This is a genomic window from Sulfurimonas sp. HSL3-2, from assembly GCF_039645965.1.
Classification (GTDB): Bacteria; Campylobacterota; Campylobacteria; order Campylobacterales; family Sulfurimonadaceae; genus Hydrocurvibacter; species Hydrocurvibacter mobilis.
Map to the genome: position 1 here is coordinate 1,200,015 of NZ_CP147917.1, position 12,175 is coordinate 1,212,189.

Consider the following 12,175-nt stretch of genomic DNA (forward strand, 5'->3'; position numbering starts at 1 on the left):
AAAAGAACCTAAAACAGATGTAAAAATGGAACAATTTTTGCATTATTTTTAAATAGATGGGGATTATAGGTGAAAGAGTGGAAATTTGGGGAGGGAAAGAGCCTAAATTCTAGCTCATTATCCCTTTTATCATGAAGAATACCGCAGCACTAAGAACTGCCGCAGCAGGAACAGTAATGATCCATGCAGCGACGATCTTTTTCACTGCATCTCTTTTTACGTACTTGATCTTTTTAGCACCTTTGTACTCTTTTTTCTCCAGTTTGACAAGTTCTTCCTTCTCATCGATACTTTTGAAGAGTTCTACGATCCTCTCGTAGTCTTGCTGGTTTTTATTTTCCAGTTTATCAAGGCTTTTCAGTTCATCACGCATGTCGTCAAGCTCTTTTTTGTCAGCTTTGAACTTCTCTTTGACGCTCTCTAAAAACTTCGATTCGCCGCGGTCAAGATACTCTCTTAAAAAACCGACACCAAATACGCCGCCTACTGCGATATGAGTAGAAGAGACAGGAAGCCCCAGCTGAGAAGCGACAATAACTGTGATAGCTGCTGCCATAGCGATACTAAAGGCTCTCATCTGATCAAGTTCAGTTATCTCGTTTCCTACAGTCCTGATAAGCTTAGGGCCGTAAAGTGCAAGACCTATCACTATACCGATAGCACCCACACTCATTACCCAAAACGGGATGCCGACTGCCTTATTAATAGCGCCTCCGATAACAGCATCGTTAATAGCCGCCAACGGCCCGATAGCATTTGCGACATCGTTTGCACCGTGTGCAAAACTTAACAGTGCAGCTGCAAAGATGAGCGGAATAGTAAAAAGCGTATTGACGCCTAATCTGTTTTTTTCTACTTTATCCGCAGCTTTTATGATCATCGGTTTTACAAAGAAAAAGATTATGATCGAAGATACGACACCGATACCAAGAGCAGTAATGAAGTTTACTTTGACAAGATGCTTGACACCTTTTAGCATCAAGTATGTAACAAATGCCATAGCCATGACAGAGATAAGAAAAGGCACCACTTTCTTAGCACTTTGTACCATATCCTCTTTATAGACGATATTTTTCTTTATGTAGTATAAAAAGGAGGCGGCTATGATTCCTCCCAGTACCGGAGAGATGATCCAGCTTGCTACGATCTTCCCGACCGTCATCCATGAGACTATGCCAAATCCGGCAGCTGCGATCCCTGCACCCATGACACCGCCGACTATCGAGTGTGTAGTAGAGACAGGCGCACCAAAATATGTAGCAAGGTTCAGCCATAAAGCAGCGCTTAAAAGTGCAGCACTCATAGCCCAGATAAAGATCTCAGGATTTGCGATCATACCCGGATCGATGATCCCTTTTTTGATCGTCTTAACAACATCACCGCCGGCGATAAATGCACCGCTCGCTTCAAAGATCGCCGCAATGATAATAGCACCCATCATAGTCAGTGCTTTAGAACCGACAGCCGGTCCTACGTTATTTGCAACATCATTAGCACCTATATTCATAGCCATATAAGCACCAAACACAGCACCTATGATCAAAAAGGTGTTATCGTGTGCCCCGTTATGTGAAAAAGTTATCCAAAAAAACACTAATGCAATAAATAAAAATGCAAGTGCCAGTCTCGCATAACCGCTAGGCTGTGTTTCTATCGTAGCCTTTTCCATACTTCTGATCGTCTTTATATCCATGCTTTGTCTGCCCTAATTTTATAGTAGTCGCAGATTATATATAAAGTGCCGTGAAAAATAGATTAAATTGTGGAATATGAGATATCTAAAAAAAGAAGTGAGTATGAAGCAGACCTCTTATTAGAGGTCTGGAATTTTGTTTTATTCGACTAGACCTAATTCCCCGCCCATTCTTGCAAAAAGAAGCAGACTGCCGACATCTAATGCACGGTCTGCGATCTTTTCGCTTTTTCTTAAAGCGCTTAGTATCTTGGTAAATTTACCGAAATCTTCTATGTTAGGAGCTTGCTTAAAGATATTATCTTGTAAAAGCTCATACAGATCATCTGTCTTGCTTTCAGAGATAAGAACTTTATTGAAAAGTTCTTGTGTCTCATCTGTGCATGTAGTCTTGATCATATTGACGACCGCAGTCAGACACTCAACAGTTGATTTTTGCATAGGCACTGCAAACTCTTTGACTGTAGTCTCATCCAGTTCAGAACAGTAGTTGCTAAGACCTGAAATGAAACTTCTTGTGTTTGAAGAAGCACGTAAAAGTTCGTTTGTGATCTTAAAAAATGATACTATCAGACGCAGGTCTCTAGCTTCGGGAGAATAAAGCGCCAATATTTTAACGATCGTATTGTCTATCTCCGTAGTCTTTGAACTCATGTTTTTCAAGCTCTCTTTTGCTCTTGACAATATATCTTTGTCACACTCTTGCAGTCCTGTAAGAATCGCGATATTTGCTTCTAGTATATTCTCAGCGATCGTCGCTATTTTCTCATTGATATCGTCTAGTTGGTTGCTGTAAGTCTTTAACATTATCCAAATCTCCCCGTAATATAATCTTCTGTTCTTTTTTCTTTAGGATTTAAAAAGATCTTCTCTGTTTCATCATACTCTATTAAGTCACCTAAATACATAAATGCAGTGTAGTCGCTAATACGGCTTGCCTGCTGCATATTATGCGTTACTATGGCGATACTGACATCTTTTTTAAGTTCTACTATAAGCTCTTCGATAGCTGCAGTTGAGATAGGGTCAAGTGCAGATGTAGGCTCATCAAAAAGTAGAAGCTCAGGTTTAAGTGCGACCGCTCTTGCGATACAAAGACGCTGCTGCTGTCCGCCGGAAAGTCCCATTGCACTTTTGTTGAGTCTATCACTTACCTCGCCGAAAAGCGCACTGCCTTTTAAAGCGATCTCGACTCTGTCAGCAAGTTCCGTCTTATTTTTGATCCCGGCAATACGCAGACCATAAGCGACATTATCAAAGATACTCATAGGAAACGGTGTAGGTTTTTGAAAGATCATCCCGACACGCTGGCGTAAAGAGATGAACTCATTCTCTTTTTTGATATCAAGAATGTTTTCCATCTCGCCTGTACCCTCGTTTAAGAGCATAAGCTTACCCTCATACTCATTACCCGGATAGAGATCATGAATTCTGTTTAAAGATCTTAAAAGTGTCGACTTTCCACATCCGCTGGGACCTATTAAAGCTGTTATAGAGTTCTTCATAATCGGTAAATTGATAGTGTTTAATGATCTAGCTTGTGCCGAAGCATATGTAAAACTAAAATCTTCTATACTCATTATTGGCATAAATATTATCCTTTGTGTCTTGTAATGTATCTTCCGATCAGGTTAATCATTAAAACCATGACCGTTAATATGAATGATGCTGCCCAAGCCAGATCACGGCTTGATTGGACAGGGTCGTTTGCAAGGTTGTAAATACTGACCGTTAAAGATGGAAAAGCTTCTGTCAGATCCAGACTAAAGTAGTTACTTGTCTCACTTGTAAAAAGAAGCGGAGCAGTCTCACCTATTATCCTTGCGAAAGAGAGAAGCAGACCTGTCATGATCCCTACTTTCGCAGCCTTGATGATAATATCCAAGATAACACGGTATTTACTTGCACCCAGTGCGATCCCCGCTTCACGCAGCTCTCTTGGAACAAGTGAAAGCATATTGTCCGTCGTGTTGATAACGATAGGAATCATCATGATAGCCAGTGCTATACTTCCCGCAAATCCGCTTGTCCCGCCAAACGGAGCGACAACAATAGCATACACGAAAGCACCGATGACGATCGATGGAGCACTCATCATGATATCGCTAAGATCACGTATAAATCTTACATACTTGCCGCGTCCATATTCTTGAAGATAGATACCCGCAAGCATACCGATAGGAATACCGATCAATGATGCGATACCTGCAATAATGAATTGTCCTATGATCAGGTTTCTAAGTCCGCCGTCGATAAGATCTTTAAAGAACAGGCTTAAATGAAAAGAGGTAAGACCTTTTGCGATCAAAGTCACTAGAATCCATCCTAAAAATGCCAGACCTATTAAAGCGGAGATCGTCGATAATAACAGGACGATCTTATTTATCGTTAATCTCATTAGTCAGCCTTTCTTAAGAAGTAAAATTTTGCAACCGAAATAACCACAAAACTGATTATGAAGAGTAAGAATGCAAGATAAAAGAGTGATGACAACGTAAGACCTGTCGCTTCACCGAAATTGTTCGCCATTGCGACCGGAATCGATATAGTCGGATCATTAAGTTTATGCGGCATAACGAATACCGAACCGATCAAAAATGCAACTGCCATTGTCTCACCTAAAGCACGTCCAAGTGCAAGTATGATAGATCCGATAATACCCTTTTTAGAGTATGGGAATATAACATCTTTTATGACTTCAAACTTTGTAGCACCAAGTGCATAAGCAGACTCTTTTAAGACATCGGGTGTCGTTCTCATACTGTCTCTTGTGATCGCCGCCATAAACGGAAGGATCATAACGCCCAGCACTAGCCCCGCCGTTAGAAGTGAGACCTGATAACCGCCGACAACGCTTTGGATGATAGGAGCGAAATAAAACAATCCCCACATACCGAAGATGATACTTGGTATCGCCGCAAGAAGTTCGATCGCTATACCGACGATATTTGATACTTTTTTTGGAGCAATCTCTGCCAAGAAGACTGCGATCCCCATTGCGATAGGCAGTGCAAAGACCATAGCTATCAAAGTTGAAAGAAGAGTACCTACGATAGGGATAAGTCCACCGTAAATAGTTCTCATAAGAGGTTCGTCCTCATCTTCATATGCTGCTAATATATCATCTTCATATGCATCTTCGGAAACTGCAGGTTCAGGTTTGATCTTTTGCGCATCTGTAGCCAAGTGAGTGACGCTGTTTTCAATAGGAACATCTTTTTCCCATGCTGATTCAGTTATAAATCCTAATCCAAACTCATCAATGGATGGTTTAGCAGAATTAAACAGACTAATAAATATCGATACCAAGAGTACCAATACAAATGTAGCACTTATCAGAGAGAGGTTCTTAAAGATTTTTTCCATATATATACCATGCTTTATAAATTCTAAAAAATGCAAACAATGCACTTTTAAAAATCTATCACTATTTTGAAATGAGATTATAAACTAGATAAGATACAAGCTTTATTAAACGAGGAGTTTTTTTACAACTTGAACAGAAGTTCAAGCTGTTTTTTTGTAGCAGAGGTATTAGTTAATACCTTTTTCTGCCCAGTATGTTCTAATTTTGTTTGTTAATGCATCTGGAAGTGGAACATAACCTAGTTCACTTGCAAGCTCTTGACCGTTTTTGAATGACCAGTCATAGAATGCTGTAACTTTTTTGTTCATTGCAGCTTTTTCTTGAGGCATTAAGATAAATGTCGCAGCAACGATCGGGTATGCGTCTTTACCAGCTGGATCAGCGATTACAGCATAGAAATCTTTTTTAGGATCAAGATCAGCTTTTGCAGCAGCAGCTTGGAAAGCTTTTAACTCAGGTTTGATGAAGTTACCCTCTTTGTTTTCAACAACAGCCATTTGAAGGTGGTTGTTTTTAGCATCAGCATAGTCAACATAACCTACAGAGAAAGGAGTTTGTTTGATAAGTGCAGCAACACCAGTGTTACCTTTACCACCAACGTGGTGATCACCTGGCCAGTTAAGTGCTTTTTTAGCTCCGTATGCTTGTTTCCAGTCATTTGAAATTTTACTTAGGTAGTAAGTAAAGTTAAATGTAGTTCCTGAACCGTCAGCACGGTGAACGAAAGTAATTTTTTCATGTGGAAGTTTTACACCTTTGTTTGCAGAAGTGATAACTTTGTCATCCCAGTATGCTATTTTACCAAGTGCGATTCCAGAGATAGCATCACGGCTTAGGTTTAATTTAGGAGTGTTTGGCATATTGTAACTCATTGTAATAGCACCAACAACACCAGGGAATTGGTAAAGTTTGTCTTTAGAAAGTTTGTTAGGGTTTAAAGGTGCATCTGTACCTGCAAAATCAACAGTTCTAGCTTCAGCATCTTTGATACCAGCTGAACTACCTTTAGAGATATAATCGATCTCAGTTCCGTTTGCTTTGTGGTAAGCACCTATCCAAGATTGGTAAACGCTATATGGAAAAGAAGCTCCACTTCCTTTTAAATCCGCAGCAGACACTGAACCAGTTGTAACCATTAAAGCAGCTAATGGTGCTAATAACGCAAGTTTTTTCATTTGATGTTACCTTTGTTTAATTTTGATAGCGGTATCTTAAACTCTTTTGATTACAAGTTGATTACAAAGAGAGTAAATGTTATAGTTACAGTAAAAAATCGGGAGTCAATATGGATGAAGCATCTGCAGTCGGCGAAAATATCATACTTTTTTTGGTAATACTGGGCATAGTTGGTATAATACTTACAAGAAAAAAAGAGAAATAAGGTGAAAATGATGAAACAAAGTCAAATAGATAAAAACTGGTTTGTTATATATAGTGTAATGCTTGTATTTGGTTTAGTATGGGCTATGATCGGTGACAGCAATATGAAAATTGTATTTGTAACTGCTGCATTCGGACTCTTTTTATACTCTGGTATAAAAATGGAACTAAACGCTCTTCACGCTAAAAAAGCACACTAATATAAAGGGGGAAATCCCTTTATAAACTCTTTCTTTATTTAATATACTCCGGTAACAACTCTTTAATACGATTATATATCTTTTCAAAATCTGTAGAATACACTCTCGTACTTGCGATCGATGTAATAAAATTCGTATCTCTGCTCCATCTTGGGACAAGATGCATATGGATATGTTCAGCTATCCCTGCCCCGCCGCTCTCGCCCAGGTTCATACCGATATTTACACCGTGAGCTTTAAACCCCTCTTTTAAGAGTCTCACGCTTTTTTGCGCCAGATCGCTCATATGCAGCCAAGTCTCACTCGGCAGCTCTTCAAGCTTGTCCGTATGAAGATGCGGGATGATCATAAAATGCCCCGGAGTATAAGGGTATTTATTCATGACCATAAAGCAGTGTTCGTCTCGGTAAAGAACATGCAGGTCACTGTCATCTTGTGCATGCGAGCTTATATGACAGAACACACATCCCTGCACATCTTTTTGACTGACATATTCACTTCTCCATGGAGCGTATAGTATCTCTTCCATCACTATCCTTTATAAAAATGCAAACACAAGGTCTGGGAAAAATATCACGATACAAAGAGCTGCAAGCTGCAGAAGTATAAAAGGGATGATCCCTCTATATATCTGCATCGTCGTTATCTCTTTACTTGCTCCTTTTAAAAAGAAGAGTGCCAGCCCAAACGGAGGTGTTAAAAACGATGCCTGAAGATTGAGTGCTATTAAAACCGCAAACCAGATAGGGTCTATGCCAAAAGCGTGCATTATCGGTACTAAAATAGGCACGATGATAAAAGAGATCTCTATAAAATCGATAAAGAAACCAAGTATAAACACAGCAAACATCGCAACGGCGATAAACACCCAGACATCGCCGATATCGTTACTGAAAAACTCCAAGATCATGTCCGTTCCGCCGAGTTCGTTAAAGACAAGACTAAACGCAGTAGCACCGAAAAGTATCATAAAGATCATACCTGTCAGTTTTACAGTCTCTAAAGATGCGTATTTGACCATTTGCCAGTCAAGAGAGCGGTTTATGAAGCTGAGCAGCAGTGCACCGACTACTCCAAACGCAGCCGATTCTGTAGGAGATGCGATCCCTGCAAAGATGGAACCAAGGACACTCACCATCAAAAGAAGCGGCGGGAACAGAGAGATAAGAAGCTCTTTAACCGATATTTTTTCATCCACTTCATAGACCGGTGCTACTTCAGGCTTTATATACGAGATAAAAAGGATATAGACGATATAGAGTCCCACAAGCACAAGCCCCGGTAATATCGCAGCTTTAAAAAGGTCACCCACACTGACACTCATGACATCGCCAAGGATGATAAGTATGATTGAAGGCGGGATAATCTGTCCAAGTGTCCCGCTTGCCGCGACTGTTCCCGCTGCAAGACTTTTGTCATACCCCGCTTTTAACATCAAAGGCAGCGCGATAACACTCATCATGACGACAGATGCACTCACGATCCCCGTAGATGCAGCAAGCATCGCACCCACAAGCACGACGCTTACTCCAAGTCCGCCGCGTACACCGCGAAAGAGCATACTCATAGAGCTTAAAAGTTTCTCAGCCATCATCGATTTTTCAAGTATAAGACCCATTGCGATGAAAAGCGGGACAGCCATAAGCGTCGTGTTGTTCATGATCCCGTAGATCCTAAACGGAAGAATGTCAAACACCTCAAATCCAAGTCCCGGTATAAACGCCGCAAAGACTATGGCGACAGTACCGAATGCAAACGCGACAGGTATGCCGATAAGTAAAAGGATCAGTACGACTGCAAACATTAAAAGAGCTATCATTTTGTCAGCTCCTCTTTACATGTAAGCACCTCTTTGAGTGCCTGCATGATCAAAAATATAAACCCGAGCGGCATCAAAGATTTGACTATAAAACGGTAAGGAAGTCCTCCCGGATCGGATGAACCCTCCATCTGAATGAAACTCAGCTCCACAAAATGCAGCCCTTCATAGACTATAAGAAGCGAGAAAGGAATAACAAAAAAAAGTGCCGCGATAAGGTTGATAATAGTTTTAGTTCTGTGAGAGTAGGAGTTGTAAAAGATATCCACTCTTACGTGTGCACTCTTTTTAAGCGTATAAGCGATGGAAAAAAGCATGATAAGGTCAAACAGATGCCATTCTAGCTCTTGCAGTGCCGTCGAGCCCTCGGAAAAGATATATCTAGCCAACGCATCGTACACGATCAAAAATACAAGCAGCGACAAAACGAATGCCGCAAAGTATCCGATGTAGAGCGTAAACTGATCTATCTTTTTTTTCATCGTTTCCTCTTATATAAAGTTCGGTGCGTCGTTGGCAAAAAGGATGATGTCACCCGCTTTCGTCGTCGTGCCTAAAAGCTCTGTGAGTTTTGTCTTGTCTTTGAGTATTATCTTGTTTGCTACACTCAAATGTTTATCAAAAAGCTCTGCATTGAGTGAACTTGTGACAATGGCTATGTCAAACACTTCATTTACTGCTTCTATGAACTTCAGGTTCAGTTCGTCACTGCTCTCAACAAGTCCCGGTGTAACTATCACTTTTCTGCCTTCATGAAGCGAGCACAGACGCACAGCTTCGAGCATACCGTCTATATTTCCGTTGTAACCGTCGTCAAGTATGATCTTTCCGCCTGCATCGATGCGCTGCAGTCTATGCTCGACAGGTTTAAGTTCTTCTACTGCTTTTACTATCTGCTGTGTATCCAGACCCAAATGCATAGCGACCATTACCGCAGCATCGATGTTTATCGTCTGAAACTCTCCGAGTATCTTTGTATGAAGATTGAGATTTTTTTCTCTTCTTGTATGCAGAACGAATGAGGTTCCCTCAAGCGTTGCTTCTACATTAGAGATGTTCTCTCCGAAAAATGTCACTTTCTCATGCGGCTCATCGGTCACAGAGTCATGGATAAAAGCTTTTTGCAGTCTAGGAGACTTCATGATCTGCAGTTTTGTAAAGATGATATTTTTCATCGTCTTGAAATACTCCAGATGCTGAGGACCGACTTTACCGATCACGACCGTCTGAGGCTCTAAAAACTCCGCGATAATACGGATATCATCGACTTCGCGGGCACCTGCCTCACATACATATATCTCTGTGTCTTCTGGCAGAGACTCGTTTATATCTCTTACGATCCCGCCGATCGTATTGACACTTCTAGGAGTCGCGTAGACTTTGTATTTTGTTGCAAGTATGCTGGCTACAAAGTTTTTGATACTTGTCTTTCCGTAACTTCCCGTTATACAGACAATCTGAAGCTTGTCTAATGACTTGAGTTTGTTTTTTGCCTCTTTTTTGTAGGCAGTAAACAGGAACTTTTCAACCAGAGTCGAACCTATGTAAGCAACGGCAAGAGGTAAAAATACACCGTAGACCTCACATCCGTGTTTTAAAGTACACAGTATGTCTTGAAACAGTGTCAAAGAGATTAGAAGGATCAGAAATCTTTTGACTCTCCATGTCAGTACGAGCTTTTTATCAAGTTTTCTGTGCCACATAAATAAAGACGGTAAAACGGCAAAATAGAAAAATATCGCAAAAAACTTATCTGTCGTATAGTAAGCGATAAACGGGATAATGAAATATATAAGATGCCACCACGTCTTATGATGGTTTAGTACGACTCTTTGGATCTTGTAGTCGTACCACTGCAGATTTGTTATAAGATACCAACCGAGTGTCGTCACAAAAAGGATATTCGTTACAAATGAGACTAAAAGTGTATAATCCAAATTATTTCTCCAATCTTTTTAGAAATGTATCTTCGATAAGTTTTGAGATAGACTTGGCATTTTGCATAAAGAAATAGTGGTCTCCCGGGTAAACGATCAACTGAGAGTCTTTCATCAACTCATCTATCTTTTCTCCGCTGCTAAGAGGTGTCGCCGTATCATCTTCACCCCAGCATAGAAGCGCTTTAGAGTTCGACTCTTTAAACTGAGTCGAAAAGTCCTCGTTGACGACGTTTTTAAACGTTTCATACATATGAGAGTTTAAGCTCTTTGCATCTTCTGCTACAAAATACTTTCTTATCTTTGAAAAACCGAAAATCTTAAGCATCTTAAACAAAGCGATCTTGAGTTTCACTTTGAGACTTTTTTTGGTATATATCCCTGCACTTGAAAGCAGTACCAAGACATCAGGCTGAAGCAAGACTGCCACTTTACCGCCGAAAGAGTGCCCCATAATGATATCTTTTGAAGCATTGATATGAACCATAAAAAGTTCGATTATACGTGCATAGTCAGACGTCTTCAGTGTCATATTGCACGGTGAGTTTCCAAATCCCGGAAGATCGATGTAGATATGGCGGAACTTGTTTAGATACGGCGAAAATGCCTGTTTCATAAGGTTTTTATTCGACCCCCAGCCGTGTAGGACGATCATATCTATCTTCGCTTCGGGATTGACTATCTCATAACTGATGTCAAAAGTGTGTCTATCGTATTGTATAGATTTAATCGCCACTTACTTGCCCTTTGCACTTGAAATAGAGTGGATATACTGATAACTTACACTTGCTCTTTTCTCTTTTGGAAGTGAGCTTAGAAGTCCGCTTATAGTCTTTGAAAAATCATCAAAGAGATAGTTTGCCATAGAGCCTGGGATCGGGTTTATCTCATTTAGATACACTTCACCGTCAACTACAAAGAAGTCACATCTGATAAGTGCACCTTCAAAAAGATTTGTATATATCTTTGCAAAAGTGTTTTGAAGTTCAGATACCAGTTTATCGTCTATCTCGGCTGAAGAGACTGTCGCCGAACGAGAGAAGTCCATATATTTTTTCTCAAAATCCAGGAACTCGTTTTTCTGAGGTTCCTCTACAATAGAGAACTTGATCTCGCCGTCTATCATACAACCTGCAAGATTGTACTCTTTGACACCGACTATAAACGGTTCGATTATGACGTTTTCATCAAACTCAAAAGCGACATCCAGTGCATAGTCAAGCTCTTTTTCCTCTTTGACAACACTCACCCCGATAGAACTTCCAAGACGTGCAGGCTTGATGATAAACGGATAAGACACATCGACTTTACGCTCATCATTTTTATTTAACGTCTGATACGCTACACTTTTTACACCTATGGCATCACAAAGATACTTTGTATAACGTTTATCGAAACTGAATACACAAGCAGAAGTACGGGGACCGATAAACGGTATGCCGTAGAAATCAAGCATAGAAGCGATAATGCCGTCTTCGCCGTCAGCTCCGTGTATAAGGTTTAATACAGCAGTTCCCACAAGCTCTTTAGAGAAAAGTGATTTTTTGACAAACCCGCCGTTGTCCAAAGTAAGACGAGGCATCTTTTTATGCTCACCTTTTGAAAAAGTCACGGCCTTCATACGTGAAGGTTCTATTAAATAAAAATTATGGTCTTGGTCACAAAATATAAACTCTAAATCAAATCCGACCAACTTCTCTTTTACCGTGATAGCACTTACGATGCTGATCTCATGCTCAAAACTTGCACCACCGAATAATATAGCTAATTTCAATCTTT

Annotated in this window: 12 protein-coding genes and 1 pseudogene; 1 reads left to right on the forward strand and 12 read right to left on the reverse strand. The window is 40.4% G+C overall.

Translation table 11 applies throughout. The annotated features are described in order from the left end of the window. Nucleotides 1–109 precede the first annotated feature (109 nt). The 6 genes and pseudogenes from WCX87_RS06020 to pstS form a co-directional block, all read right to left on the reverse strand. Nucleotides 110–1,693 carry an inorganic phosphate transporter gene (locus WCX87_RS06020; protein ID WP_345978462.1) on the reverse strand — a complete coding sequence of 528 codons (1,584 nt, stop codon included), beginning with the start codon at nt 1,691–1,693 and terminating at the stop codon, nt 110–112. Nucleotides 1,694–1,834: 141 nt separating this feature from the next. After that, complete coding sequence (locus WCX87_RS06025; RefSeq protein ID WP_345978464.1) at nt 1,835–2,500, reverse strand: PhoU family transcriptional regulator; 666 nt, start codon at nt 2,498–2,500, stop codon at nt 1,835–1,837. After that, nucleotides 2,500–3,286 (reverse strand): annotated as a pseudogene (gene pstB, locus WCX87_RS06030) (phosphate ABC transporter ATP-binding protein PstB). Before pstB ends, WCX87_RS06025 begins: the two are co-directional and overlap by 1 nt. Before the next feature lies 1 nt (nt 3,287). Continuing rightward, nucleotides 3,288–4,091, reverse strand: a complete 804-nt coding sequence (pstA, locus tag WCX87_RS06035; protein ID WP_345978465.1) for a phosphate ABC transporter permease PstA — start codon at nt 4,089–4,091, stop codon at nt 3,288–3,290. After that, nucleotides 4,091–5,059, reverse strand: coding sequence for a phosphate ABC transporter permease subunit PstC (gene pstC, locus WCX87_RS06040; protein WP_345978467.1), 969 nt, complete (start codon nt 5,057–5,059; stop codon nt 4,091–4,093). The genes pstA and pstC overlap by 1 nt, the downstream gene beginning before the upstream one ends. Nucleotides 5,060–5,227: 168 nt before the next feature. Beyond that, the gene (pstS, locus tag WCX87_RS06045) at nt 5,228–6,235 is read right to left on the reverse strand and encodes a phosphate ABC transporter substrate-binding protein PstS (protein ID WP_345978469.1); all 1,008 of its coding nucleotides are present in this window, start codon (nt 6,233–6,235) and stop codon (nt 5,228–5,230) included. Nucleotides 6,236–6,451: 216 nt separating this feature from the next. Between pstS and WCX87_RS06050 the strand changes: the two genes are divergently transcribed. Then, nucleotides 6,452–6,640 (forward strand): hypothetical protein, encoded by a 189-nt coding sequence (locus WCX87_RS06050; protein ID WP_345978471.1) that lies wholly within the window; start codon nt 6,452–6,454, stop codon nt 6,638–6,640. Nucleotides 6,641–6,674: 34 nt separating this feature from the next. On the opposite strand, the gene WCX87_RS06055 is transcribed toward WCX87_RS06050, so the two are convergent. The 6 genes from WCX87_RS06055 to WCX87_RS06080 are packed head-to-tail and all read right to left on the reverse strand — an operon-like array spanning nt 6,675 to nt 12,170. Next, entirely contained in the window at nt 6,675–7,169 is a 495-nt protein-coding gene (locus WCX87_RS06055) for an HIT domain-containing protein (RefSeq protein WP_345978473.1), read from the reverse strand. A gap of 9 nt (nt 7,170–7,178) precedes the next feature. After that, nucleotides 7,179–8,459: a TRAP transporter large permease subunit gene (locus tag WCX87_RS06060; RefSeq protein ID WP_345978475.1), complete on the reverse strand. Its 1,281-nt coding sequence runs from the start codon at nt 8,457–8,459 to the stop codon at nt 7,179–7,181. Then, nucleotides 8,456–8,941, reverse strand: a complete 486-nt coding sequence (locus tag WCX87_RS06065; RefSeq protein WP_345978477.1) for a TRAP transporter small permease subunit — start codon at nt 8,939–8,941, stop codon at nt 8,456–8,458. Before WCX87_RS06065 ends, WCX87_RS06060 begins: the two co-directional genes overlap by 4 nt. Nucleotides 8,942–8,950: 9 nt before the next feature. Further along, a complete protein-coding gene (gene murF, locus WCX87_RS06070; protein WP_345978479.1) occupies nt 8,951–10,396 on the reverse strand; it encodes a UDP-N-acetylmuramoyl-tripeptide--D-alanyl-D-alanine ligase in 1,446 nt (481 codons plus the stop codon). Between the two features lies 1 nt (nt 10,397). After that, nucleotides 10,398–11,132 carry an alpha/beta hydrolase gene (locus WCX87_RS06075; RefSeq protein WP_345978481.1) on the reverse strand — a complete coding sequence of 245 codons (735 nt, stop codon included), beginning with the start codon at nt 11,130–11,132 and terminating at the stop codon, nt 10,398–10,400. After that, the gene (locus tag WCX87_RS06080) at nt 11,133–12,170 is read right to left on the reverse strand and encodes a D-alanine--D-alanine ligase (protein WP_345978483.1); all 1,038 of its coding nucleotides are present in this window, start codon (nt 12,168–12,170) and stop codon (nt 11,133–11,135) included. It abuts the gene before it with no gap. Between the last annotated feature and the right edge of the window lie 5 nt (nt 12,171–12,175).

Coding starts and splice junctions, on each gene's coding strand:
- WCX87_RS06065 (WP_345978477.1), bottom strand. CDS start 8,941: ATGAAAAAAAAGATAGATCAGTTTACGCTCTACATCGGATACTTTGCG.
- pstA (WP_345978465.1), bottom strand. CDS start 4,091: ATGAGATTAACGATAAATAAGATCGTCCTGTTATTATCGACGATCTCC.
- WCX87_RS06050 (WP_345978471.1), top strand. CDS start 6,452: ATGAAACAAAGTCAAATAGATAAAAACTGGTTTGTTATATATAGTGTA.
- pstS (WP_345978469.1), bottom strand. CDS start 6,235: ATGAAAAAACTTGCGTTATTAGCACCATTAGCTGCTTTAATGGTTACA.
- pstC (WP_345978467.1), bottom strand. CDS start 5,059: ATGGAAAAAATCTTTAAGAACCTCTCTCTGATAAGTGCTACATTTGTA.
- WCX87_RS06025 (WP_345978464.1), bottom strand. CDS start 2,500: ATGTTAAAGACTTACAGCAACCAACTAGACGATATCAATGAGAAAATA.
- WCX87_RS06055 (WP_345978473.1), bottom strand. CDS start 7,169: ATGGAAGAGATACTATACGCTCCATGGAGAAGTGAATATGTCAGTCAA.
- WCX87_RS06060 (WP_345978475.1), bottom strand. CDS start 8,459: ATGATAGCTCTTTTAATGTTTGCAGTCGTACTGATCCTTTTACTTATC.
- WCX87_RS06020 (WP_345978462.1), bottom strand. CDS start 1,693: ATGGATATAAAGACGATCAGAAGTATGGAAAAGGCTACGATAGAAACA.